Raw genomic sequence first — 20,670 nt, 5'->3', positions numbered from 1 at the left:
AGCCAGCGCGCCGCGCTTGCTCCGGCACCGGAAAAAATCCAACGTGCCTGCGGAACAGTGCGCCCGGTAAATCATTGCGCCTGTGCATTTACAAAGGACACGGGGGCCTGATGATCAAAAAGTCGGACAGCGGATTTCGCCTCGAAGATGGAGGCTTCATTGCCCTCGTCATTCTGGTGACGCTGGGCTTCCTCTACTTGCTGGTGCCGTATTTCGGCGCCGTGCTCTGGGGGCTTGTCGCCGCGATCCTGTTCGAACCGCTGACCCTGCGCCTCGCCAAGGCGATGGGCGATCGGCGCACGGCTGCGGCCCTGATCGTGCTGTTCGGCCTGATCGCCGTATTCATCGTGCCTGCGATCCTCCTAGGCATCGGCCTCGTGAACGAGGCGACGACGATCTATCAGAAGATACAGGGCGGCCAGATCGACCCGGTGAAGATCGTCAATTCCTTTCGCGCGGAGCTGCCACGCAGCGTCAATGGCTACATCAACGAGCATCACCTGCTCGACATCAACAATATCCGCCAGATGTTCGGATCGAACATTTCCGGCGCGCTCCAGAACGTCGCCGGTCGCCTGCTGATCGTCGGCCAGGGTGCGTTCAACTTCATCGCCGCGCTCGGCGTGATGCTCTACCTCACCTACTTCCTGCTGCGGAACGGCGATCGTTATGCCGACATCGTGCGCCGGTCTGCACCTCTGCGCCCGGCCCTGCGCGACAAGCTGATCGAGCACTTCGTGGTCGTCGTGCGCGCCACCATGAAAGGCACGGTCGTCGTCGGGATTGCTCAGGGCGTTCTGGGCGGCATCCTGTTCAGTGTGCTCGGCATCGAAGGCGCGATGCTGTGGGGCGTTCTGATGGGGTTCTGCTCGCTTCTGCCCGCCGTAGGCTCCGGTCTGGTATGGGTGCCGATGGCGGGCTACCTGTTCGTCACCGGGCAAACCCTGCATGCGGTGATCGTGCTGGTGGCAGGCTTCTTCGTCATCGGTGTAGTCGACAACGTGCTACGCCCCGTGCTGGTCGGCAGGGACACCCGCATGCCCGATTTCGTGGTGCTGATCGCCACACTATCAGGGCTAGAACTGTTTGGATTGAATGGCCTGATCGTCGGCCCGGTGATCGCTGCGCTGTTCATGGCGACCTGGAATCTGGTCTCGGAAAGCAAGGACGAGGACGGCATGGTCGAACCGGGCGGCCCCGATGCCATCGTACAGGGAACCAGCGAGGAAGCGACGACCGAAGCCGCCGCTCATCCCTCCTGAAATCAGATCACTTACCCGCGAACGGGTTCTTCGGGCTGCGCAGATGCAGACGGATCGGCACGGCATCAAACCCCAGTTCGCGGCGTATCCCGTTTATAAGATACCGCTTGTAGCTTTCGGGCAGCATATCGAGACGCGTGCCGAACAGCACGAAGCCCGGCGGGCGGGTCTTGGCCTGCGTAATGAAGCGCAGTTTGATTCGCCGACCGCCCGGCGCTGGCGGCGGATTGGCGGCTAACGCATCGTCGAACCAGCGGTTGAGCGCAGCCGTCGGCACACGGCGGCTCCACGCCTCGCGCAGCGAGAAGGCTGCCGCCATCATCTCGTCCAGCCCCTTGGCGGTTCGCGCCGAGACCGCAAGCAAGGGCACACCGCGCACCTGCGCGAGACCTTCGTCGAGCGCCTTGCGGATACCCTGGAACAACGCACTGGCGTCTTCCGCCACGTCCCACTTGTTGATCGCGATCATCAGCGCGCGACCTTCCTCGAGGACCTTCGAGGCGATCTTGAGATCCTGATGCTCCAGCCCGCGCGTGGCATCGAGCAGAAGCACCACGACTTCGGCGAAATCGATGGCATGGCGCGCGTCGGCAACGGCCATGCGCTCCAGCTTTTCGACCACGTTGGCACGCTTGCGCATCCCAGCCGTGTCGATCAGGCGAACCTCGCGATCCTCACCCGACGCCGGATCCTTCCAGAGCCAGTCGATCGCGATCGAATCGCGGGTGATACCAGCTTCGGGGCCAGTCAGCAGGCGATCTTCGCCGAGGAAGCGATTGATAAGCGTCGATTTACCGGCGTTCGGTCGACCGACGATGGCGAGCTTGAGCGGGGCGCGCAACAGCGCTTCCTCGTCCAGTTCCTCTTCTTCCATCTCTTCGGGCTGAAGCGGTTCGAGATGGGGCAGAAGCGCCTCGAAAAGGTCGCCCATGCCCTCGCCATGCTCCGCAGAGATCGCCACCGGATCGCCAAGGCCGAGCGAGTACGACTCCAGCAACCCGCCTTCTGCCGCGCGCCCTTCTGCCTTGTTGCCGAGCAGGATCACCGGCACCGGCGAAGCACGCAGCCAGTTGGCGATTTCCTCGTCAAGCGGGGTCAGCCCCGCACGTGCATCGATCACGAAGACAGCGACGTCTGCTGTCGCGAGCGCGGCTTCGGTCTGCTTGCGCATGCGACCGGGAAGCGTCTCGTCATCCTCATCCTCCCAGCCCGCCGTATCGACGATCTGGAACTTGAGGCCGAGCAGTTCGGCATCGCCGAAACGGCGATCGCGCGTGACGCCGGGCTGATCGTCGACGAGCGCCAGCTTCTTGCCGACGAGCCGGTTGAACAGGGTTGACTTGCCCACATTGGGGCGACCGATGATGATGACCTGAGGAAGCATTTCGCGAAGTCCGTTAGGCGAAAACTGCGCGTTTGGGAACGGGGAGCACGCAACCTAAGGCGAACTCACCAATTCTTGCCGCACCATTAACCACACTTTGCAGGCGTGCGGCAACTCGCCGCAGGCAGGAATACATGCATGAAAGCCCTTTTCGCCACCGCCACTCTCGCCCTTTCCGCCCTGACCATGATCGCTCCCGCTCACGCCAGCGGACGGATCGATACGGTCGTCGCGCCTTCGGACAGCGATGGCGGCAGCGATGTAAAGAGCCCCGGCTATCTGGAATGCGTGCCGTTCGCGCGTAAGGCCACCGGCATCAAGCTCTATGGCGATGCCAGGACCTGGTGGGGACAGGCGCAGGGCCGCTATGCCACCGGCAGCACACCGCAGGTCGGCGCGGTCATGGCCTTCCAGCCCTATCGCAACTCAGTGCTGGGCCACGTTGCGGCAGTAACCAAAATCATCGATTCGCGCACCATTCTGGTGAGCCACGCGAACTGGTCGCCGATTGACGGCGAGCGCGGGCAGATCGAACGCAATGTGACGGTGCTCGACGTGTCACCGGCCAACGACTGGAGCGAAGTGCGCGTATGGTATGCGCCGATCCAGAACCTCGGCGCCGCGCACTGGCCGGTAGAGGGCTTCATCTATCCGGGCAAACCGGGCAAGCACATGATGCAGGCAAAAACGCGGCTGGCGATGGCCGATGCCGCTCCTGCAAAGAGCCGCAATGGCGATGCGATTGGCGAGATTCTCTCCGGCGACTATTGATCGTCAGCCGCCGGAGCAAAACCGGAAGGTTTACTTCGCGACGGGCGCGTCCTCGCCCAGATCCTCGTACCACGCCTCGACCGGGCCGACGAGCTTGAGCGTCAGCGGTTGCCCGCGACGGTCCACGGCCTTGCCGGCCTGAACGCGCACCCAGCCTTCAGAAATGCAGTATTCCTCGACATTGGTGCGCACCGTGCCCTTGAAGCGGATGCCGATGCCGCGCATCAGCTTGGCCTCATCGAAATGGGGGCTGCGCGGATTGATCGCGATACGATCGGGGGCACATCCGGACCCGCGTTTGCGGTCGGTTCGGGCGAGTTGGTCTCTTCGGTCATGGCTGCGCGATTTAATTCCCGATCCCGGCTTGTCAATTCGATCCGACTCATCTAGAGGCGCGCTTCCGCTACGGAACAGCGGGCGCGTAGCTCAGCGGTAGAGCACACCCTTCACACGGGTGGGGTCACAGGTTCAATCCCTGTCGCGCCCACCAGCCTCAGATAGGCTGGAAACCTTCGTTCCCTTGGATTTCCCAGCCACTACATTCTGACCGCCCTGACCCGTAGTGGTCAGCAAATGGTCAGCACTAAACGCTTTCGCTTCGCGATGAACCGTCACCCATAAAATGGTCAGCGCACGCGTGAGGTTGCGCATCCGGTTCGGGTCGTACTTCGCATAGATCCGAGTCGTCCTCGCCAGCTTGCCCTCGTGCCCCAGCAGCTCAACGATCTCGCGCTCGGGCACCGTGTCATCGGCATAGAGAATCGTCGCGATCGTATGGCGGATCGTCTTCGGGAAGACGTCATCGGAGAGGCCCAGCGCTCGGCGCATGATTCGCCACGCCGTTTTGCGGCTGGCAGCGCCTGAGGCGCCGTCTCGCGCCCAGTTTCGCAGCACATGCCGGAATGGTCGGATCGCCGGAATGATCGCATTGCGCTTCTTGGTCTGCGCCGCCTCACCCGGCTGGAGATCGATCAGGCCCGTGCGAACATCGAACTGCGTGCGCGGATCGAACTTGAGCGCCGCCTGTGGCCGGACAGCGGTTGCGAACTGTAGTGCCACGAATCGGAACAGATCCGCGTTGTGGCTCGCGTACCAAGCGATCCGCGCCATCTCATCGATCGACAGCACCCTTTCGCGCAGCGGCGACTGATAGCGCGCGTCGAGGTCAGGGATGCGCGGCGCGATGGTGATTCGCATGTTCGCCTCGGCATGATGAACCGCCGCCCGCACATCGTTGATGTTGCGCTGGACCGTCGCGCCCTTCACGCCCTGCTCGCTCTTGTAATCGAACGTCTCGCCAAACCACTCGAGGTTGAAGCTGTGCGGCCCCATGCGCCACTCGCGGAAGCGTTCGAACAGCGCGGGCGTAAGATCCGTCACGACGGCTTGAATACCCACTGCATCCTGCAGGAGAAACGCCAGAAAGGTACGAAGGGATCGGCTGGTCTGGTCGTTGTTGACCGCCTTGCGCCCCTTCTCCTTCCAGTACGTGACGAGAATGGCCCCCACCCCCGCCTCCGCTGGCGTCTGGCGCGTATTAAGCGCGCGCAGCTCCGCGACGTAGGCTTCGATTACCGCCTTGGCCTCGGTCAGCGACCGCTTGCGAGTGCTGCGATAAACGACCGACCGTCCACGGGCGGTTGCGATTTGCCAGATACCGGGGGCACGGCCATCGCGGCGTTGGTCGAGCCAGTAATCTCCGAGGATGTAGGGGCTGGTGTCGCGGGGCATAGTTCGTTCGCTTCGATTCGGGAGATGGTTTCGAGCACGCCATAACCGGCGAGCTCCTGGAGCTGGGCGAGGGAGAAGGTGGCGCCGGTCTGGTTGCGGAGCGCGCGACGGTACTTCTGGGCGATGCTGTGGGCGGTCATGCGTCATTCCTTCCACGGATCTCGGCGATCGTTGCCAGTTTGCGCTCTGCTCGCTCACGGCAGTCAGCGTCATCGCTGCGCAATGCAAGGCGCGCGGTGTGCTCAACAGGGCCGTACCGATCAGTGAGAACCGCGCCAGCCTGGATTGCGAGCTGCTTCTTCGAAAGCGCGATATCGAAATGTACCCAGCTGGCATGTCGGTGTTTGCCGAAAGACAAGGTCGGGTGACCTTGTATCCACTTCCGCTGCACCCCGATCCGGTCGACCATGGCGAGCAACTCGTCGAGCGTGTCCGCCCAGAGGTGACACATCACCATGTTGCCGAAGCGGTGTCGGACGTCATCGACGTAGCAGGTCATGCGATCCCTCGCTCAAATTTGCCCGCCTCGTTACCCCAGCAATCCCATCTGGGCCGGTTCGAGCGGCTGAAAATCTCGGCGTAAGGCCCGGCATAAAGAGCCTCGACCATGGCGTACTGGTCGTCAGGCTTGCGGCTGTGCTCGCGGATCGGCGCGACGATCAGGTTGCGCTGGCGGCGCGAGCGAATGCGGGGCTTGCCGATCGTTCCGACCAGCAGAAATTCGGCCGCCGAACGGAACACATAGCCAGTGCCGAACGCCCAGCGCGCGCCGGTGCTCGACTGCTTTGCCCAGGCCGCACCCGACTTGTACGTGAAGCCCCATGCCTTGAGCAGCTCTATAGCCTCAGGCAGCATAGGCGCCGTCGCCCACATGAACAGCGCGCAGTCCGGTGCTGCGAGGTGCGCGACCGGCAGCGCGGCGATGTCGGCAAGCGACATGCATGCGTAGTGCGACACGGGGTTCTTTGCTTCACCCTTCGCGCTGTAGTTGCGGAATTGCCAAGGGGGATCGACCAGCAGAGCGCCGTAGGACATGGGGCGCATTTCGCCGAAGGGCCATGTCATGCGCTCTCAGCCCGATTTGCCAGGCCCCCCTGTAATCTCGGAGGTTTGCTGTGCGACCGATTCGGAATCGTCCGACAGAGCGCTAAAATAAAGGAATGATGATGACCAAAGCCGAGCAATTCGCGCTCATGGGGGCGACAGGCAAATTCCTGCGATACTCTGTGCTCAAACGTCGCACGTTGCGACGCCTTCAAGAAGCAATCAACAACAGGGGAAATGTCGACACGACCCTGCTCGCTCGGCGTTTCCAATACTTTCATGACGAGGCGAATGCTGCTGCTCCAGCGATGAACGATCCCGCTACGGCGTATCGCGATTTTGGCTGAATGACTGGTCACGGACGTGCCCTCATCTTGAGCATGGTGGTGGGCACGTTCGTTCCTGCCTCGGCAAAGCTCGCAACAGGCAGATCCCGCCACTCGCCCGCCAGTTCGCCGTAATCGTAGCGCGCGGTCGCGGGCAGGATCGCCACCAGCGTGCCGCCGGGGCGCAGGAACGTGTAAGCGTGCCTTACATGCTGGACGTAGTGCCGACCGTAGAACGGCGGGTTCATCACGACCGCATCGAACTCGGGCGTCGCCGGGTGTTCCAGGAAGTTCGCTACCAACACGGCGTGCCCCTTCGCGCGTGCTTCGGCGGCACGGCCCGGGTGATACTCGATACCAAGCGCCCGGTGTCCGCGCTCGCGCAGAGCATCGAGGATGCGCCCGTCACCGCACGATGGCTCGAGCACCCGCTGGACCGGCATCTTGTGATAGCCCGAACGGTAGTGCGCGGGGCTCGGCACGCCAGCGAACTCCAGCGCAGCCTCGATCACCGCTGGCGGCGACCAGTAGAACTGCAGGTCTTTTGATACGGCAGTGCTGGCGCTGGGCTTCACGCCCTCCTCTTCCGCGTCCGGCAACACCTCGCCATAGAATTCGCCCAGCCCGCGGTTGACGGCGACCAGCGCATCCCGGTCGAAGAATACATGCGCGTTGCCATTCGCGAACCGGCGGATCGTCAGGCCGCGATCGGGCGCCGCGAAAGGTTCGTCCGGCTGGCCTGCGCGAAAGCGCTTGAGGGTCCGGCCATTCATCACCGCATCACCGCCCACCTTGTGCTGCTCATCGATGTCCAGCATCTCGCACCACTCGACCGCCGACTGGCCGCGCACGGCGGCAAGCGCATCCGCCATGTTCTTGAACAGATCGCGACCATAGGTGCTGGAAAAGCCGCCCCAGTTGCTCAGGATGACACGCTTGGGCAGCCCCTTTGCACCGATCCGCACCTTGGTGTGTGACTTGTAGGCGGGGTCCAGCTGGGTAAAGGCTTCGGCCAGGCCGCGCAGGATATGAAAGCGCGGGCGGGTGAGATAATCACCGAAGGTGGCTTTGGCCGTCTCCATGGTCAGCGGCGGCGGGTCGGCCAGCGCCTGGTCGAACAGCTTGCGGTCCTTGGCGCTGGTGATGCTCTCGATCTGCAGACGGTTGTAGACCGCGCGCCAGCCCGACTTCAGCAGGTTGCGGCGCAGGCTGCTGGCATGCAGGTACGGGCGCGAGGCCACGTTTTCGACGAACACGCCCTGCACCGTGGCAGACATGCCCAAGAGGTCGTAAGCGCGCGAGAAACCTGCGATGGCGTCCTCGATCGCGGCATCCTTGCTTGCGTACTCGTCGATGATGTCGGCGACAGTGGTCGGAAGAGCGATGGCGGTCATGCGGCCCGCGCCTCCTGCGCCTGCTCGATCTCGCCAGCCATATTGGCACGTACGAGAGCTTCCGCGATCGGCGGGCAGACGCTGTTGCCGCATTTGGCGACCTGGGCGGTCTTCGTGATCGGCAGGCCGTGGGCGTCCGTCTCGATCTGGTAATCGGCGGGGAAGCCCTGCGCGTTGAACAGCTCGCGCGGGTGAGCATGCGCATGCCGATATCGACGATGACATATTCCTCGCCCGCGATCGTCACGGTGACGAGGCCGAAGCGATCCTGCACGGTGACGGTACCGAGCGGATTACCGAGGCCGTGGCCGTCCTGCTCGTTGCCGTAATACTTGATCAGGAACGCGCGGACCTCGGCCATGTGCGTGCCTCGGGCGCTGATGGTGTCGAGAGGGGCCTCGACGCTCTTCGCGCTGCTTTCGATGTGGCTGTCGCTGGTGCCGCGCAGCTTGAGCAGGTTGCTCGTCACTAGGCGCTGCTGGCTGCCTGCCGTGGCGATGGTCGACAGCGGGGCATCGGCAGCGCGACCGGCCAGGTTCTCATTGTTCGGGCCGCCGTTGGCCTGCTCGACGTGCGCGCATATGACTGCATGCCTTGGCGCGCCAGCCATCACCGTATGGAGCGGCTCGCTCGGGTCGATCCCCTGCCCGTTCTGGGCGAACTTCTGCATGAAGGCGGTGACTGTCGCGAACTTGTTGCTTTGCGTCGTGACCGTGTGCAACGGCGCATCGAGGTCCTGGGCCGGACTATCTCCGAAATTGTGCTTCACTAGCGTCGCCGCCGCGACGCAGTTCTGATCCTTGTTCGATGCCGTCACGGTGTGGGGCGGATCTTCAAGCGAGCGATTCGCGCCGCCCTGCTGGGCATAGGTAGCGAATGGAGCGATGGCCGCCTCGACCACGCCCAGCGGCGCGCTGCCGCCGGGGCGCTTCACGAAGCTGTTCGCGGTCACGGTGTGCAGCGGTTCGCCGACATCATGCCCGATCGCGCCGGAGCGGAACTTGGTGATGTGCGGGACGATCAGCGCGCTATCGCCGCTTTGCGTCACGGTTGGGAACGGTTCCTCCGGCCCATGGCTTCCTTGGCCGCGCCGCTTCCCATTCTTGTCGACATCGCCATGCGCTGTGCGCGCGAAGAACGGGGCAGCATCAGGGACAATGAACGGCGCCGGGTTGTTCACCACGAATTTCATGATGCCGTGCGCGATGCGGCGCAGGGTCTTTTCGGCCAGCGGCTTCTTTCGCTCGAAGATCGACGGGCACGGGATCGACCAGTCTATGGTCTCGGCTGCCGTGCGCCATGGCAGGCGCTTGCCGCTGAGCACCTCGGGCGAGCCGGGCTTGCCGTGCGTCGGCTCCGGCCAAACGATGGGCTTGCCGTCGCGGCGCGCGACCATGAAGAAGCGCTTGCGGATCGTCGGCGCGCCATAGTCGCAGGCGCGCAGCTCGCGGAACTGCAGCTTGTAGCCCAGCTTGCGAAGCTCGCTGCACCACTGGCGGAACGTCTCGCCCGCGCGATCCTTGATCGGGAAGCCCTGATCGCAGAGCGGCCCCCAGGTCTGGAACTCCTCAACGTTCTCCAGCAGGATCAGGTCTGGCTGCACCCGCTTCGCCCACAGGACTACAACCCATGCGAGATCGCGGATCGACTTCTCGCGCGGCTTGCCGCCCTTGGCCTTGCTGAAATGTTTGCAGTCCGGCGAGAACCAAGCGAGCGATACCCGCGGCAGACGCGTGAGCGGATTGATCTCGATGTGGCGCGAAGGATCCGAAGCACGCAGCTTGGCGACAAGATCTCGCACGACCTCTACAGGATCGATCTGCCAGATGTTGTTGCGGATATGCAGGGTGCCGGGGTGGTTGGCCTCATGCATGCGGATCGCCTGCTCGTCATGGTTGATGGCGATATCCACGGCGCGGCCCAGCGCGGCTTCGATGCCGGTGGATGCCCCGCCGCCGCCGGCGAAGTTGTCGACGATAATGCCGGTCATGCTCGATCCTTGCTGAAAATGGTGGGGGCTTCCCCGCGCGGCCCCCAGGCGCGCCCAATTCCCGCACGATTGCGGGTGGGGTGACGTTCAGCCGGGGACATGAGCTTCCTTTCCGGTAGGACTGACGTCGTGAAGGGGTGGATCACAGGTCACCTCGCGCGATCATGCGCTCGACCACGAAGTCGAAGAGGTCGATCATGTTGTCGAAGATGACGTGATGGCCGGTGACGAGGCGCAGCCGGATCTTGCGGTCGGGCTCAGGCATGGGGTGCCTCCGTCAGTTCATTGAACTCCGGGTTGTCCCAGTGCGCATTGAGAATGCGGGCCACTCGTTCCGCCACGTCCTTCGGCGCATCTGCGTAGAGCGACACGACGAGCAGAGGGAAATTGAGGCTGATCGAGCGCATGCCATTACCCGCGTCTTCGGGCGGCTTCTGGTAGTGTACCGCGAAACACGGCTCGCGCCGGTCCTCATGGTCCATATTGCGCAAATAGGAGGTCGCGCTGGCCGTGAAGCACTGGTGTGGAGCATCAGCCATGTCCGGCCTCCACGCACGCAGGGCAGATCCAGATCGAGGGCCGGGACATACGGCGGCGGTTCACCCAGTCGAGACCGCGCGCCCTCGCTTCGACCGCGACGATCGCATCGCGGCTGGTGCCCTTCTCGACGCTGGGCACCGGCTGGCGGGCCTGCGGATCGGAATGGCAGCGGATCTTGGCCGCAGGATCGCCCTTCTGGACCCCGCAGCGGATCGTGACTTCATACGACACTGGACGTCTCCCGTGCGACGATGATCTCGCGCGATTTGCGGTTGGTGCGCTGGACGAGGTCGGCCAGCATCTCGACCTTCGGCACGGCGGCGATGCCGGTCATGCCGGGCCAGACGCGCGCCAGGTCGGCTGCGACGGCCTCGGCTTCCTCGAAGGTCAGCGTGAGAGCGGAAGCGGTGGTTGCGGCGCCGGGGTTCGTCATGCGCGATCCTCCGGCGCCGCGGTGCGACCCGACGGGCGGGCGGTGATGAAAAGGATGCCAGCCGCGCAGGTGGCGAGCGCGACGGCAGCGGCGCCGATCAGCGCGAGCGCGGTGACGGCTGGGCCTTGGACGACGGTGCGAGCCGTTGCGTCGGTGGCCATCAGCCAGGCGGAGAAGCGATCGGCGGCGATCAGGATGCCAGCCGTGGCGCCAGCGGCGAGAGCAGCGAGGCGGATCATCGGGCGATCCCCCATTCCTTTAGCTGCCGCTCGGCGCGGGCCTTGGCGTACAGCATCAGGTCGCTATGCGGCTGAAGCTCGCCGTCCAGAGCGGCGAGAAAATCACTGAGCAGCGCAGCAGCGCGCTCAACCGGCACGAGTGCAATGTTGGTTACGGGGCGAGCTACCGGATTACTGTGATGTTGGGGTGCGAGTTGCACGGTTGTCTCCTTTGCCCGACCCCGATCCGATGGATTGGGGTGTTGGGCTGATAAAGACTGGAATAGTAGGATGGGTCCTACCCGTCAACGCATTTCGTGGGATATCTCCTACTTTTCTTCTGGAGGCACAAAAAAGCCCCTCCTCCCAGCAGGGCTACGTCGCATCAGAGGCTCGACTCCATCCCCACCCACAGGCATCCTACCCACAGGAGGGCATACCGATGAAATCGACCGACTGGTGGGGCTTGGCACTGGTGACGTATGCAGTGCTGGCGGTTGTGGTGCTACCGGGCGTGAAGGGCGTTGGGCGCCGGGCGATCTATATCGGCATGGCGGCGCTAGTGCTGGCTTTCCTTGCCTGGCACGCGCTGCGGTAGGGCCCCGCCTCCCAAGAAAGGCCAAGTCGCGCCAGAGGTCGAAACCGATCTGGCTCCTGAGGCATTATGCGACGAGGAGTTTATGCCAATGAAAACGACGGACCGCTGGGGGTTTGGGCTGGTGATCTGCGCTCTTGTGGGCGTGATGGCGGTGCTGGGCATGCGAAGCCGGGATCGCCGCAAATAGCTGAGAAAGCGCACTGGCCGCTTTGGCACTCGCCATATATGGCAAAAAAGCCCCGCCTCCGAAGAGGCAGGGCTAGTGCAAGGAAAATACAACCAGCGCGTCTGGGTAGCGCCAGAACGCCGATCATGGCTATTTTCTGTGCTGCTGCAATGGAAAAAGGGTGGCGAATGTGGGGCTATGTCGCGTGCCGATGTGAAAAGCCCCGCCGGAGCGGGCGGGGGATTCACACTACCGATCGCCTGTGATATCTCGTAGGCTGACGAACGTACTTCCAGCACGTACCAGTTTCGCCCTGGGAGGCGGTTCCGAAGACGGTTGGACGCAAGGAATGCCGACCTATCAGCTTCGATGGACAGGTGCGTTCGTCACGCCTTCGGGAAGCGATACCCGCCCAATTCGAATATTCGCCTATCAGCTACAGGGATTTGTCCTTGGTGCGGGAATGGCAGCAGCATAAGGCCGAACCGATCGGGAAATTTTCGTCTGCCTTGACGAGCCACCCTTCCCATCAGCTTGGTGGCAAATTCGACGGTATGCCTCTTCTGAGGCGAGCACGCCGCCTGAAAAAATGCGCTGGCGGCTATATCGGCGAGCTGTAGGCCAGCCAGATCGTTATGGCCGATAACTTCGATCAGATCATCTCTCATCACGCCCAATGTGATACCCTTCCGGTCCAAAGTCAGATTCCCAGTGAGGGTTTGCGCTTGCAGCTTGCGCAAATAATCTCTCAACTCTCCATAATCGTGCCCGCCCTTTTCAGAGAAGACAATTCTCGCGGGCTGAACATCACGGCCCTCTTGCCTGCTCCATCCAGCACACCATTCAGTGACCCGCTCAAGCAATAAGCGAACGCACCAATTATAGAAATCTTGCGCCTTTGCTACGCCGAGGCGTTTGCTTACGTGGCGCCTCATGGATGTCTTATGCGAGGCGACCACGAAAATTCTTAAAGGCTTTTCTGCCATCACCCGGCACACATGGCGACGGTTCGCATCCGAGAGATTTCTGAAATGGATCGAGGCGGGCGGGTTGCGCCGGATAGCCTGGTTCATCTCGGCTATCCACTCATTGGCTTCTTGTTCGCGATGCGCATCCATTACGACGGCTGAAATTACGAACCAATCGGTCCAGTCCGGCTCCTCACCAGACTTCTGCTTAACGCCGGGATCTCCAGCTTCGTCGATGAATATGTGGAAACGCGGTTCAGCCTGCACCATTCACCCCCGCAAAACCCCCTAAGACCCGCCCCACCCGAGTCCCGCAAAGTTAAAAGGCGGAAAGGGCCCTCACCCCGCTTCACCCAGTACAGCGTCGATCATCTTGAGCCAGTCCTTGACGACCATGGCCCGAGCCGCATCCAACCCATCGCGGAAGTCGGTATCTGCCGCGCTGATCTCGCCCGCCGAGATATGCGACGCCGCCTCGATCATCGCCTCGTCGGGCTCGCGGATAGCCTGAAGGACCGCCCGTACCTCAGGCAGGTAATCCATCCATAGCGGCTTGCCGTCCATGGTTGCATCGGGCGGGTTGCTATCGAGCAGGCATAGCGCCCGGGCTGCTCGTTCGTGGACCGGCTTGGGTTTGGGTTTTGCCATGGGCTACAGCTTGCTCCCTAAAGCTCCCTGCCAAACCAGATCACTCGTCCATGAACGATCACGTCCTCGGCATCGATCGTGTAGTTCTCGACAGCAGGGTTGTCGGAAACCACGAGAACCTTACAGCCCTTATCTAGCCGGATACGCTTGATCGCCGCCGCACCATGAAGGGCCACGGCATATACCCGATCTGACATGTTCAGCATGTTCTGGGTCGTATCGATCATCACGACATCGCCCGGCAGAAGCGTCGGCTGCATGCTGTCGCCCACACCGCGCGCGAGCTTGAGGCGCTCATAAGGAGCGCGCGTCAGGCGCCGAATGAACACCGGATCGAAGCGGATCGGCTCTTGCTCGATATAGCTTTCCAGCTCGGTGCCAGGCCCCATCGAATAAGAGAGGTCAAGGGATGCCAGCTCTACTGTAGGCTCGTCCGCATTGATGCTCCGGGTCAACGGGATATCGGGCATGACCGGCGGCGCATAGACATGGCTGATCGCGCTTCGAACCGGCTCGACGTCCTCGCCAGCAATTGCCCGCTCAAATAGCTCTCGCGGCTGCTTAAGCACTTCGGAAATCGCATTCAGCTGCGCGAGGCTGGGGTTTTTGCTCTTGCCGCGATCGATATCATAGATCGGCTTGCCCTTGGTGCCGAGCTTGGCCTGAAGCAGCTTATCATAGAAATCGCGCTTCTCGGGCGAGACATCGATGGCTGCGCGGATGAAGCGCTGTAAGGGCGTGATGTCCTCTTGCATGTAGGGCGCATCCCACTTCTCATTAAGAATGGGAAGGCTGGGATTAGTCCCATCATATCCTATTGACGGTAGGACATGTCCTACCTTAGAAGGGTGTGCATGTCCAAGCATCACCCTGAGCTTCTCGCCGAGATTGAGGCATTCGTGGCAGACGCCGGAATGTCGGAAATCACTTTCGGCCGCAGAACAATGAGCGACCCGCACTTTGTTCGGGATATCCGCAACGGTCGGCGCCTTTGGCCCGAGACGGTGGACAAGCTGCACAAGCGGATGGTCATCGTTGCAGATGAGGTTGCTGCGGCCCGCCAGGCTGGGGCAGAAGCCGCATGAAGCGCGCAGCAATCAAGCGCACTGGCGCGCAAACCTTCCGCGAGCGCCGGGAAATGGATCGCGACGAGCGGGCCTATCGCAAGTGGGTCGATGGTCTGCCTGTTCACAGCCCTCTCCATGCTGCGCCCACCTTTGACCTGATCGCCGAGCTTACGCGTCGCGGTGAGTGGAAGGCTGCCGCATGAGGCGCCCCCGTACCCAGGACACTACCGACCACGCGGCATACCAACTGCTCGCAATGCGCAGCCGCTGCCCGTCGAACGATGAGCTCGCTGCCGCCATCGGTGCGCGCGGCGCTGCGGCTGGTGCCGCTGCCCTGCGCCGCCTTGAGCAGAAGGGCATGGTCCGCGTCGAGCGCGAGCACGGCTGGCGCCGCGTGACGCTCACCGAGTTTCGCACCTACAGCGAAGGCGAGGACGCATGATGTCTGCTTCACCTGTCTCATCGACCTCTGCCATTTCGGCCTCCAAAGCGATCGTTTGCGAATCCGATAATTTGCGTCATACCAGCGCGGCTAGCACGCTTCCGGCTGTCTCCCGTACAGTTGGGTGGTCGTTCCACTCCTTGCGGCGAGCGTGCGTGCCGCCGCCCCTTGTCATGGTGAAAGCGGCGCCCTCCCCTGCCGCCCGGTATGCCCAGAGCTGCCGGGCGGTCGTTTCTCAAACTGTTCGTCATAGCGGTGGAGTAATCTGCCGATGACCCGCCAATCCACCCCCATGCGCCCGGTGTTTTCCGCTTCGGCGGTGCTTGAGGCCGTCGCCAATGAGCTATCCGCCATCAAGGCGCAGGATGGCCTGACCGACGCCGACATCGGCCGGGTGCTGGGCAAATCCGAAGACCAGGCGGCCAAGTACCGCGCAGGCCTCGCCGAGATGGGCATCGTCGCGTTCGCGGCTGGCACGCGCGAGTGGAACGGTCGTTTCACCGGCGCGCTCGACCGTCTGTGCGTGGAGAGCCGCCCAGGCGCCGAGACGCCGCAGGACCGCCGCGCCCTGACCGACGTATCCGCTGCCGCGCTCGCTCTGTCTCAGGCGCTGGAAGACGACGGCGCGATCAGCCCGGAAGAAGTGCGCGATGCCCGCGCCGTGCTGGAGCGCGCCCGCGCCGCGATCGAAGCGCAGCTCGGCAAGCTGGTGAGGCTCGCCCACCCTTGAGGATTTCGCTCGGGGGGATGGCGCGCACCCCGAACCGAAGATCGAAGTGCGCGCCGGAGTGAACACCATGGATCATAACCCGGAAACCGGAGAAGTCATAGAGGAGCGCGGCGCCGACGGCGGTGCCCGCTACCCGGCCGCCTCCACCCTGTCCGACCTCATGCTCATGCTCAAGGACGGCCAGTTCAATGCCGACAGCAGCGCACCGCTGCAGGAGTTCGCCACGAAGCTCGAGGCGGCTGGCATCGACAACAGCAAGAAGGTGAAGGGCAAGATCACCCTTTCCATCGACGTCGAGTTCGATCCCGACCGCGAGTTCTCGGTGCTGACGCCCAGCCTCGCCTTCAAGCTGCCGGTCGAAAAGCACGGCGCCACCGTAGCCTGGTTCACCAGCGATGGCCGCCTGAGCCCGAACAAGCCCCGACAAGGCAACCTGTTCGGCACCATCCGCGAAGTCACCACCACCGAAGCCCGCACCGTTCGCGGCTGAGCGAAAGCGTTTCATCATGACCACAACTACCGAAGCAACCGTCGCCGACCGCACCGGCGAGATCATGGCCACCGCATTCGCGCAGGCCGAGCAGCACATGCGCCCCGAGGTTATCCAGGTGGCGGACCCCGCGATCAGACCTCCGCGCCGTTCGCGCTCATCAATGGTGCTGCCGTACCGATCCCCGCCGCCTCGTGGGATGCGTTCCGGCTGAACCCGCTGTTCCGCTCCGGCACCGCGACGCTGACCCAGCTCCCCTCGTTCATTGCGTTGGTGAACCGCTTCAAGTTCAGCAACTCGGCCATCTTCGCCGACGACAATTTCAACTCGCCCTCACTGACCGCGATCTTCGACTATCACCCCGACAACGCGGACGGCACTTGGCCCCCGCTGAAAACCGCCGCCACAAGGCGCGCTATGCTTTTCCGCTCTCGGAAGAGTGGAAGGCATGGTTCGGCCAAAACGCCAGTGCGATGACGATGGGCGATTTCGCGGCCTTCCTCGAAACGCGCATCGTCGATGTGTCCGAGGACGACGTTTCGCAGTGGTCGGCGCAGGCCCAGAGCTTCGCCAAGGCGAACCGTGCCACCACGCCCACCGCGATCGCCACTCCGACGCGGCTCGTCGACATGTCGCTCAAGTTCCGCATCTACGAGACGGCGGAGTCATGCGAGGCCGTCAACCTCACCAGCGGTGAGGCGCAGCTGTCATTCGTGTCGGATCACAGAGACGCGGATGGGAAGCCTGTCGACTTCCCCAAGCTGTTCTCGATCACCATTCCGATCTTCGCCCGCTCGTCGGTGCTGTATCGCATCATCGCGCGCCTTCGCTACCGCCTCCAAGGCGGCAAGCCGGTGTTCTGGTATGAGCTGTGGCGCCCCGACCTGACGTTCGAGGCCGCGTTCAATGAAGCGCTCGACAAGGTGAAGGAAGAAACGGCGCTGCCGATCTTCGCCGGCCAGCCGGAAGCCTGACGTGTTGCGTCGCCTGTTCAGCCGCAAGCAGCCGGAGGCCCCGGCCATTTCCGCCAGCACCGCCGCTGCTGCGCTGAGCAGGCACCGCGCCGACCGCGCGCGTGCCCAGCGCCGCGCGAAGGTCGACGAGATGCGCGCAGCGATGCGCATGCCGCCCATTGATTGGAAAAATCTGTGACTGCCACCTTCCGCTGTGGGCATCCCAAGACGCCCGAGAACACGTCCCCGCGCGGCCGAGAACGGTCCGGGCAATGCAGGACCTGCAAACGCACGAATGATGCTGCCAGCCGTAAGCGCGTCGAAGCCAGGCAGAAAGAATTCGCCATGGGTCTCCATGCTCACGGGTTGAGCGAGGCCGACATCGCAGCTGGCACTCGCGCGCTGCTGGTCGCCCTGCACCGCGAGCATCCCAAGCGCCTTGCCCTGTCGGCCAGCATTGGCCGCAACGTGGTGCGCCCGTGACCAGCGCGCGCGTCACCCTTCCGGCGCTCCCGTACCCGAACAAGGTGCTCTGGCCCAACGGGCGGACACGCAGCACCCATCTGCGCGCGAGAGAGGTGAAGAAACACAAGCTGTGGGGCTATGCCGCCGCGCTATCCACCGGCGCGCGCTTTGCGGCTGGCACTCGCGTGGGCCTGCATATCATCGTCCATGCAAAGCCGCGCGGCCCGATGCCCGACAAGGATAACGTCGTTGCCTCGATCAAGTCCTATCAGGACGGCATCGCGCAGGCGTTGGGCATCGACGACAGACACTTCGAGACGCCGACCGTCGAATTCGCAGAGACGCGCACAGGCGAGTTCGTGATCCAGATCGGCGGTGTGGAATGAGCGTCATTGCCACGGCCGTGAAGCACCTGCTTGCGGCTGGGATTACCGGTGACGCGCTTCTGACGGCAATCGCCGACATGGAGGCGCAAGTCCGCGCTGAGCCCAAGCCTCGCAGTTCGGGCGCTGTTCGCACGCAGAAGTGGCGCGAAAGGCAGCGTCTCGAAACGTCGCAAAGCGTCACATGTGACGAAAGTGACGTTTGTGACGGAAGTGACGCTTTGGCCTCCCTCCCCGCCTCCCCAATGAAAATAATTCTAACCCCTCCACCCCCACCCACCCGGAAGAGAAATCACACGCGAGCGATGCGGGCACGCACGAGGCGGCTGGTTCGGGTTCGGTGGATGGCCTCGAGCCGACTTCCGGCAGCAAGTCTGCCAAACCGCAGCGCCCCGTTGCCGAGCCCTCACCTCTTCCCGACGGCTGGGAGCCTCTCCTCACGCCAGCCGCACAGCGGATCGTGGATGGCTGGCCGCCTGGGATGCTGGATCGGGAGCGCATGGCCTTCGAGGCCCATGCCGCGAGCAACGAGCGAATGACCAAGGATTGGCAGGCGGCATTCCGCACATGGATCGCCAAGGCAGACCGGAACAGGACCGAACGAAATGGGAATCGAGGCACGGCAGCTGGGCGAGCTTATGCCAGCACTTTCCAGCCTGACAGGCGGGATGGGTTCACTCAATCACTGGATGCAACCATCGCCAGCGGCCGCTCCCGCGCCGCGCCTCTCCAATGATGAGCTGGCCGTCGCGATGACTGTGGCGGCGGCACCGCTGCCTGCGCTGGAGATGGCCGATGACGTGTTCCTCGCGCAGATCCTGCGAATGATGGACATGCTTCCGCGCCGCGCCGATGACATCGTCGGTGGGAAGCTTCGGCACCGTGCCTACGAACTGGTGATCGGGCGATATTCGCGACAGGCTCTCGAATTTTTGGCTACGGAAGCCCTGCAATCCTGCCGGTTCTTTCCCAGCACGACGGAATGCGTTGAGATCCTTCGCCGCTGGGAGCGAGCGGATAGCGCCGCCCTTGCTCAGCGAGCCGCTGCAGCCGCCTCGCGCGCTGAGCATCAGGCCAGGTTCGACGACGCCATGCAGCGCCTGTCAGCCGGTGAGGCCTCGCAGGACGAGATCGACGCCCTACCGGAACAGTGGAAGTGCATCGCGGAGACGCGGTCGCTGCTGTGGCGCTGCGATTGCGGTAGCTACGCGCTGCGCCGTCCGCGAAATCCCATCGCTTCCCAGTGCGGGGGAGACTGATGCGAAGCCGCACCAGCCTCACCCGTTACGCACCGCAGATGCGCGATGCCGATCCGCAGGGGCCGCGCCGTGCGGCGAAGGAAGCGTGGCTCCGGCACGGCATCGTCGTGATCCAGCCGGGCGACGTCAGCGGCATGGACCGCGAGCTGGTCGAGGCGATTGCCCGGCGGTTACATGGGGCGCGTTCGGGCCGATGATCGCGGCGCCTTACAAAACAGCGGCGCGTAGCATGTCGTTCACTCGGCCCTGCCAGCCGGGCCCGGATGCGCGCAAGGCTTCGACCACATCTGCATCCAGCCTGATCGATACTGCCTGCTTCGTCGGTGCCTTCTGCGCGCCTCGGAACACCTTGGACAAAACAGGATGCTTCGACACGAGCTTTGCCCGCGCGAAGTCAGCTTCGGTCCATTCGGGGTTTTCGTCGTCGATCACGACGGGTGGTTGCTTAGACATGGCGCTTGAACTCCTTACGATGAGCGCGGCGAAGGCTGATAACGCGGACGTTCTGGCCACGGATCGCAATCGCCGCGCAGTGAGGAACATCGTCGATCAGACCGTAGACCCGGAAGCGCGGCTCGTCATACCGATCGTCTTCGACATAGACCGCGCCGTCCATCTCAACCGCGCGCGAAAGCGAGATGCCATGCTTGACAATGTTGCTGGCGTCTTTCGCGGGGTCGAATTCAATGTTCATGCTGATTGTATATACACTCAGTAACGTGCCGTCAATTCAAATTGTATATACACGCGAGGGAATTTAGAGATGGGGCGCAAGGGCAGACCGAGCAAAGCCGGGAAGCGAGAGAAGAATGGACGCCGCCAGCGCAGCAGTGCCGGGTTCGAGCTCGCCTATGACAAAGGATCCGAATGGGTACAGGCTCGCCGCGCAAAGTACGGGACGCACTATAACACGGCGCTGGGGCGCGCATTCGCTGCTGGGCTATTGGCGGATGATGAAGCGCTGGCGCTTGACCGCTATCAGGCTGGCAAGCGGTTCGCGCGGTTGTACAATCGCGTGGTCGGCGGTGCGACATATAGGTGCGCGCTCGACCGGTCGCCGCGTGGCGCCGCAAATGTCGCGCCGGACCTCGACCGCCTTGAGCATGATCTTCGGGACCAGGAGTGGCTTTTTGCTGCGATGGCCTCGCTTGATACAGCCGGGTGCCGCCCATATTTTGATCAGCTCATCACGTCGCTGCATACGGATCATGGTCCGCCGTGGTTGGATCGGCTGCTTGATGGTGGCAGCGATCCACTCGACAAGGTTCTGCTGGATGCTGCAATCAGCGCTCTCGACATTCTGGCCCCGGCACGTCGCCAAGGCGTGATCCTTGTCGAAAGGTATTACGACGCCGCTTGACTTCTATACCGGAAGTGCCATTGTCGGAAAAACATGATTAGAGTTGCG

Annotated in this window: 34 protein-coding genes, 1 tRNA gene and 2 pseudogenes; 17 read left to right on the top strand and 20 right to left on the bottom strand. The window is 63.1% G+C overall.

What is annotated here, in order from left to right; genetic code table 11:
- Positions 1 to 110 precede the first annotated feature (110 nt).
- Positions 111 to 1,262: an AI-2E family transporter gene (locus CI805_RS06805; protein ID WP_260927449.1), complete on the top strand. Its 1,152-nt coding sequence runs from the start codon at positions 111 to 113 to the stop codon at positions 1,260 to 1,262.
- A 7-nt stretch (positions 1,263 to 1,269) separates the two neighbouring features.
- Here the strand turns inward: CI805_RS06805 and der are convergent, their stop codons facing one another.
- A complete protein-coding gene (gene der, locus CI805_RS06800) occupies positions 1,270 to 2,646 on the bottom strand; it encodes a ribosome biogenesis GTPase Der (protein WP_260927448.1) in 1,377 nt (458 codons plus the stop codon).
- Between the two features lie 138 nt (positions 2,647 to 2,784).
- On the opposite strand from der, the gene CI805_RS06795 reads away from it, so the two are divergent.
- A complete protein-coding gene (locus CI805_RS06795) occupies positions 2,785 to 3,417 on the top strand; it encodes a CHAP domain-containing protein (RefSeq protein ID WP_260927447.1) in 633 nt (210 codons plus the stop codon).
- A 30-nt stretch (positions 3,418 to 3,447) separates the two neighbouring features.
- Here CI805_RS06795 and CI805_RS06790 read toward each other — a convergent pair.
- Positions 3,448 to 3,752 (bottom strand): annotated as a pseudogene (locus tag CI805_RS06790) (DUF3297 family protein).
- A gap of 80 nt (positions 3,753 to 3,832) precedes the next feature.
- Between CI805_RS06790 and CI805_RS06785 the strand changes: the two are divergent.
- A tRNA-Val gene (locus tag CI805_RS06785) sits at positions 3,833 to 3,907 on the top strand.
- Here CI805_RS06785 and CI805_RS06780 read toward each other — a convergent pair.
- The 3 genes from CI805_RS06780 to CI805_RS06770 all read right to left on the bottom strand — a co-directional run bounded on the left by CI805_RS06780 (position 3,886) and on the right by CI805_RS06770 (position 6,213).
- The gene (locus CI805_RS06780) at positions 3,886 to 5,148 is read right to left on the bottom strand and encodes a tyrosine-type recombinase/integrase (RefSeq protein ID WP_260927446.1); all 1,263 of its coding nucleotides are present in this window, start codon (positions 5,146 to 5,148) and stop codon (positions 3,886 to 3,888) included. The two genes, CI805_RS06785 and CI805_RS06780, sit on opposite strands and share 22 nt — an antisense overlap.
- A gap of 136 nt (positions 5,149 to 5,284) precedes the next feature.
- Positions 5,285 to 5,647, bottom strand: coding sequence for a DUF4031 domain-containing protein (locus CI805_RS06775; protein ID WP_260927444.1), 363 nt, complete (start codon positions 5,645 to 5,647; stop codon positions 5,285 to 5,287).
- A complete protein-coding gene (locus tag CI805_RS06770) occupies positions 5,644 to 6,213 on the bottom strand; it encodes an MT-A70 family methyltransferase (RefSeq protein ID WP_260927443.1) in 570 nt (189 codons plus the stop codon). The genes CI805_RS06775 and CI805_RS06770 overlap by 4 nt, the downstream gene beginning before the upstream one ends.
- Positions 6,214 to 6,314: 101 nt before the next feature.
- Between CI805_RS06770 and CI805_RS06765 the strand changes: the two genes are divergently transcribed.
- Entirely contained in the window at positions 6,315 to 6,539 is a 225-nt protein-coding gene (locus CI805_RS06765) for a hypothetical protein (protein WP_260927442.1), read from the top strand.
- An 8-nt stretch (positions 6,540 to 6,547) separates the two neighbouring features.
- Here the strand turns inward: CI805_RS06765 and CI805_RS06760 are convergent, their stop codons facing one another.
- The 9 genes and pseudogenes from CI805_RS06760 to CI805_RS06720 all read right to left on the bottom strand — a co-directional run bounded on the left by CI805_RS06760 (position 6,548) and on the right by CI805_RS06720 (position 11,314).
- Entirely contained in the window at positions 6,548 to 7,774 is a 1,227-nt protein-coding gene (locus CI805_RS06760) for a class I SAM-dependent methyltransferase (RefSeq protein WP_260927440.1), read from the bottom strand.
- A gap of 134 nt (positions 7,775 to 7,908) precedes the next feature.
- Positions 7,909 to 8,058: a hypothetical protein gene (locus CI805_RS06755; RefSeq protein WP_260927842.1), complete on the bottom strand. Its 150-nt coding sequence runs from the start codon at positions 8,056 to 8,058 to the stop codon at positions 7,909 to 7,911.
- Between the two features lie 1,277 nt (positions 8,059 to 9,335).
- Positions 9,336 to 9,902 (bottom strand): annotated as a pseudogene (locus CI805_RS06750) (DNA cytosine methyltransferase); the annotation flags it as partial.
- 142 nt (positions 9,903 to 10,044) lie between these two features.
- Positions 10,045 to 10,167, bottom strand: a complete 123-nt coding sequence (locus tag CI805_RS06745; RefSeq protein ID WP_260927439.1) for a hypothetical protein — start codon at positions 10,165 to 10,167, stop codon at positions 10,045 to 10,047.
- Positions 10,160 to 10,441, bottom strand: a complete 282-nt coding sequence (locus tag CI805_RS06740) for a hypothetical protein (RefSeq protein WP_260927437.1) — start codon at positions 10,439 to 10,441, stop codon at positions 10,160 to 10,162. The genes CI805_RS06745 and CI805_RS06740 overlap by 8 nt, the downstream gene beginning before the upstream one ends.
- Positions 10,434 to 10,673 (bottom strand): hypothetical protein, encoded by a 240-nt coding sequence (locus CI805_RS06735; protein WP_260927436.1) that lies wholly within the window; start codon positions 10,671 to 10,673, stop codon positions 10,434 to 10,436. The genes CI805_RS06740 and CI805_RS06735 overlap by 8 nt, the downstream gene beginning before the upstream one ends.
- Positions 10,663 to 10,875 (bottom strand): hypothetical protein, encoded by a 213-nt coding sequence (locus tag CI805_RS06730; protein WP_260927434.1) that lies wholly within the window; start codon positions 10,873 to 10,875, stop codon positions 10,663 to 10,665. Before CI805_RS06730 ends, CI805_RS06735 begins: the two co-directional genes overlap by 11 nt.
- Entirely contained in the window at positions 10,872 to 11,114 is a 243-nt protein-coding gene (locus tag CI805_RS06725) for a hypothetical protein (protein WP_260927432.1), read from the bottom strand. The genes CI805_RS06730 and CI805_RS06725 overlap by 4 nt, the downstream gene beginning before the upstream one ends.
- Positions 11,111 to 11,314 carry a hypothetical protein gene (locus CI805_RS06720; RefSeq protein WP_260927430.1) on the bottom strand — a complete coding sequence of 68 codons (204 nt, stop codon included), beginning with the start codon at positions 11,312 to 11,314 and terminating at the stop codon, positions 11,111 to 11,113. The genes CI805_RS06725 and CI805_RS06720 overlap by 4 nt, the downstream gene beginning before the upstream one ends.
- Before the next feature lie 221 nt (positions 11,315 to 11,535).
- Between CI805_RS06720 and CI805_RS06715 the strand changes: the two genes are divergently transcribed.
- On the top strand, positions 11,536 to 11,691 hold the full coding sequence (locus tag CI805_RS06715) for a hypothetical protein (protein WP_260927428.1): 156 nt from the start codon (positions 11,536 to 11,538) through the stop codon (positions 11,689 to 11,691).
- A 552-nt stretch (positions 11,692 to 12,243) separates the two neighbouring features.
- On the opposite strand, the gene CI805_RS06710 is transcribed toward CI805_RS06715, so the two are convergent.
- From CI805_RS06710 to CI805_RS06700, 3 genes are all read right to left on the bottom strand, one after another.
- Complete coding sequence (locus CI805_RS06710) at positions 12,244 to 13,095, bottom strand: DUF3800 domain-containing protein (RefSeq protein WP_260927427.1); 852 nt, start codon at positions 13,093 to 13,095, stop codon at positions 12,244 to 12,246.
- 69 nt (positions 13,096 to 13,164) lie between these two features.
- The gene (locus CI805_RS06705; RefSeq protein ID WP_260927425.1) at positions 13,165 to 13,473 is read right to left on the bottom strand and encodes a hypothetical protein; all 309 of its coding nucleotides are present in this window, start codon (positions 13,471 to 13,473) and stop codon (positions 13,165 to 13,167) included.
- A gap of 17 nt (positions 13,474 to 13,490) precedes the next feature.
- Positions 13,491 to 14,228: a helix-turn-helix transcriptional regulator gene (locus tag CI805_RS06700; protein ID WP_260927424.1), complete on the bottom strand. Its 738-nt coding sequence runs from the start codon at positions 14,226 to 14,228 to the stop codon at positions 13,491 to 13,493.
- A 99-nt stretch (positions 14,229 to 14,327) separates the two neighbouring features.
- On the opposite strand from CI805_RS06700, the gene CI805_RS06695 reads away from it, so the two are divergent.
- The 5 genes from CI805_RS06695 to CI805_RS06675 all read left to right on the top strand — a co-directional run bounded on the left by CI805_RS06695 (position 14,328) and on the right by CI805_RS06675 (position 16,202).
- Entirely contained in the window at positions 14,328 to 14,558 is a 231-nt protein-coding gene (locus CI805_RS06695; RefSeq protein WP_260927422.1) for a hypothetical protein, read from the top strand.
- The gene (locus CI805_RS06690) at positions 14,555 to 14,743 is read left to right on the top strand and encodes a hypothetical protein (RefSeq protein ID WP_260927421.1); all 189 of its coding nucleotides are present in this window, start codon (positions 14,555 to 14,557) and stop codon (positions 14,741 to 14,743) included. Before CI805_RS06695 ends, CI805_RS06690 begins: the two co-directional genes overlap by 4 nt.
- Entirely contained in the window at positions 14,740 to 14,982 is a 243-nt protein-coding gene (locus tag CI805_RS06685; RefSeq protein WP_260927419.1) for a hypothetical protein, read from the top strand. The genes CI805_RS06690 and CI805_RS06685 overlap by 4 nt, the downstream gene beginning before the upstream one ends.
- Before the next feature lie 271 nt (positions 14,983 to 15,253).
- Positions 15,254 to 15,712: a hypothetical protein gene (locus CI805_RS06680; RefSeq protein ID WP_260927417.1), complete on the top strand. Its 459-nt coding sequence runs from the start codon at positions 15,254 to 15,256 to the stop codon at positions 15,710 to 15,712.
- A gap of 67 nt (positions 15,713 to 15,779) precedes the next feature.
- Positions 15,780 to 16,202 carry a hypothetical protein gene (locus CI805_RS06675; RefSeq protein WP_260927415.1) on the top strand — a complete coding sequence of 141 codons (423 nt, stop codon included), beginning with the start codon at positions 15,780 to 15,782 and terminating at the stop codon, positions 16,200 to 16,202.
- Between the two features lie 134 nt (positions 16,203 to 16,336).
- On the opposite strand, the gene CI805_RS06670 is transcribed toward CI805_RS06675, so the two are convergent.
- Positions 16,337 to 16,507 carry a hypothetical protein gene (locus CI805_RS06670; RefSeq protein WP_260927414.1) on the bottom strand — a complete coding sequence of 57 codons (171 nt, stop codon included), beginning with the start codon at positions 16,505 to 16,507 and terminating at the stop codon, positions 16,337 to 16,339.
- 75 nt (positions 16,508 to 16,582) lie between these two features.
- On the opposite strand from CI805_RS06670, the gene CI805_RS06665 reads away from it, so the two are divergent.
- From CI805_RS06665 to CI805_RS06640, 6 genes are all read left to right on the top strand, one after another.
- On the top strand, positions 16,583 to 17,176 hold the full coding sequence (locus CI805_RS06665) for a YfdQ family protein (protein WP_260927411.1): 594 nt from the start codon (positions 16,583 to 16,585) through the stop codon (positions 17,174 to 17,176).
- A gap of 1 nt (position 17,177) precedes the next feature.
- On the top strand, positions 17,178 to 17,354 hold the full coding sequence (locus tag CI805_RS06660) for a hypothetical protein (protein ID WP_260927409.1): 177 nt from the start codon (positions 17,178 to 17,180) through the stop codon (positions 17,352 to 17,354).
- A 146-nt stretch (positions 17,355 to 17,500) separates the two neighbouring features.
- Entirely contained in the window at positions 17,501 to 17,638 is a 138-nt protein-coding gene (locus CI805_RS06655; protein WP_260927407.1) for a hypothetical protein, read from the top strand.
- Entirely contained in the window at positions 17,635 to 18,006 is a 372-nt protein-coding gene (locus CI805_RS06650; protein WP_260927406.1) for a hypothetical protein, read from the top strand. Before CI805_RS06655 ends, CI805_RS06650 begins: the two co-directional genes overlap by 4 nt.
- Before the next feature lie 602 nt (positions 18,007 to 18,608).
- Positions 18,609 to 19,262, top strand: coding sequence for a hypothetical protein (locus CI805_RS06645; protein ID WP_260927404.1), 654 nt, complete (start codon positions 18,609 to 18,611; stop codon positions 19,260 to 19,262).
- Positions 19,262 to 19,459 (top strand): hypothetical protein, encoded by a 198-nt coding sequence (locus tag CI805_RS06640; RefSeq protein WP_260927401.1) that lies wholly within the window; start codon positions 19,262 to 19,264, stop codon positions 19,457 to 19,459. Before CI805_RS06645 ends, CI805_RS06640 begins: the two co-directional genes overlap by 1 nt.
- A 10-nt stretch (positions 19,460 to 19,469) precedes the next feature.
- Here the strand turns inward: CI805_RS06640 and CI805_RS06635 are convergent, their stop codons facing one another.
- Entirely contained in the window at positions 19,470 to 19,694 is a 225-nt protein-coding gene (locus tag CI805_RS06635; protein ID WP_260927399.1) for a BrnA antitoxin family protein, read from the bottom strand.
- Between the two features lie 13 nt (positions 19,695 to 19,707).
- Complete coding sequence (locus CI805_RS06630; protein ID WP_260927398.1) at positions 19,708 to 19,956, bottom strand: BrnT family toxin; 249 nt, start codon at positions 19,954 to 19,956, stop codon at positions 19,708 to 19,710.
- Between the two features lie 69 nt (positions 19,957 to 20,025).
- Here CI805_RS06630 and CI805_RS06625 point away from each other — a divergent pair, with 69 nt between their 5' ends.
- Positions 20,026 to 20,622 (top strand): hypothetical protein, encoded by a 597-nt coding sequence (locus CI805_RS06625; RefSeq protein ID WP_260927396.1) that lies wholly within the window; start codon positions 20,026 to 20,028, stop codon positions 20,620 to 20,622.
- Positions 20,623 to 20,670 lie beyond the last annotated feature (48 nt).

It is taken from the genome of Novosphingobium sp. 9, from assembly GCF_025340265.1.
Classification (GTDB): domain Bacteria; phylum Pseudomonadota; class Alphaproteobacteria; order Sphingomonadales; family Sphingomonadaceae; genus Novosphingobium.
The sequence above is the reverse complement of the archived record's forward strand: the minus strand, read 5'-3'. Positions and strand labels throughout refer to the sequence as shown.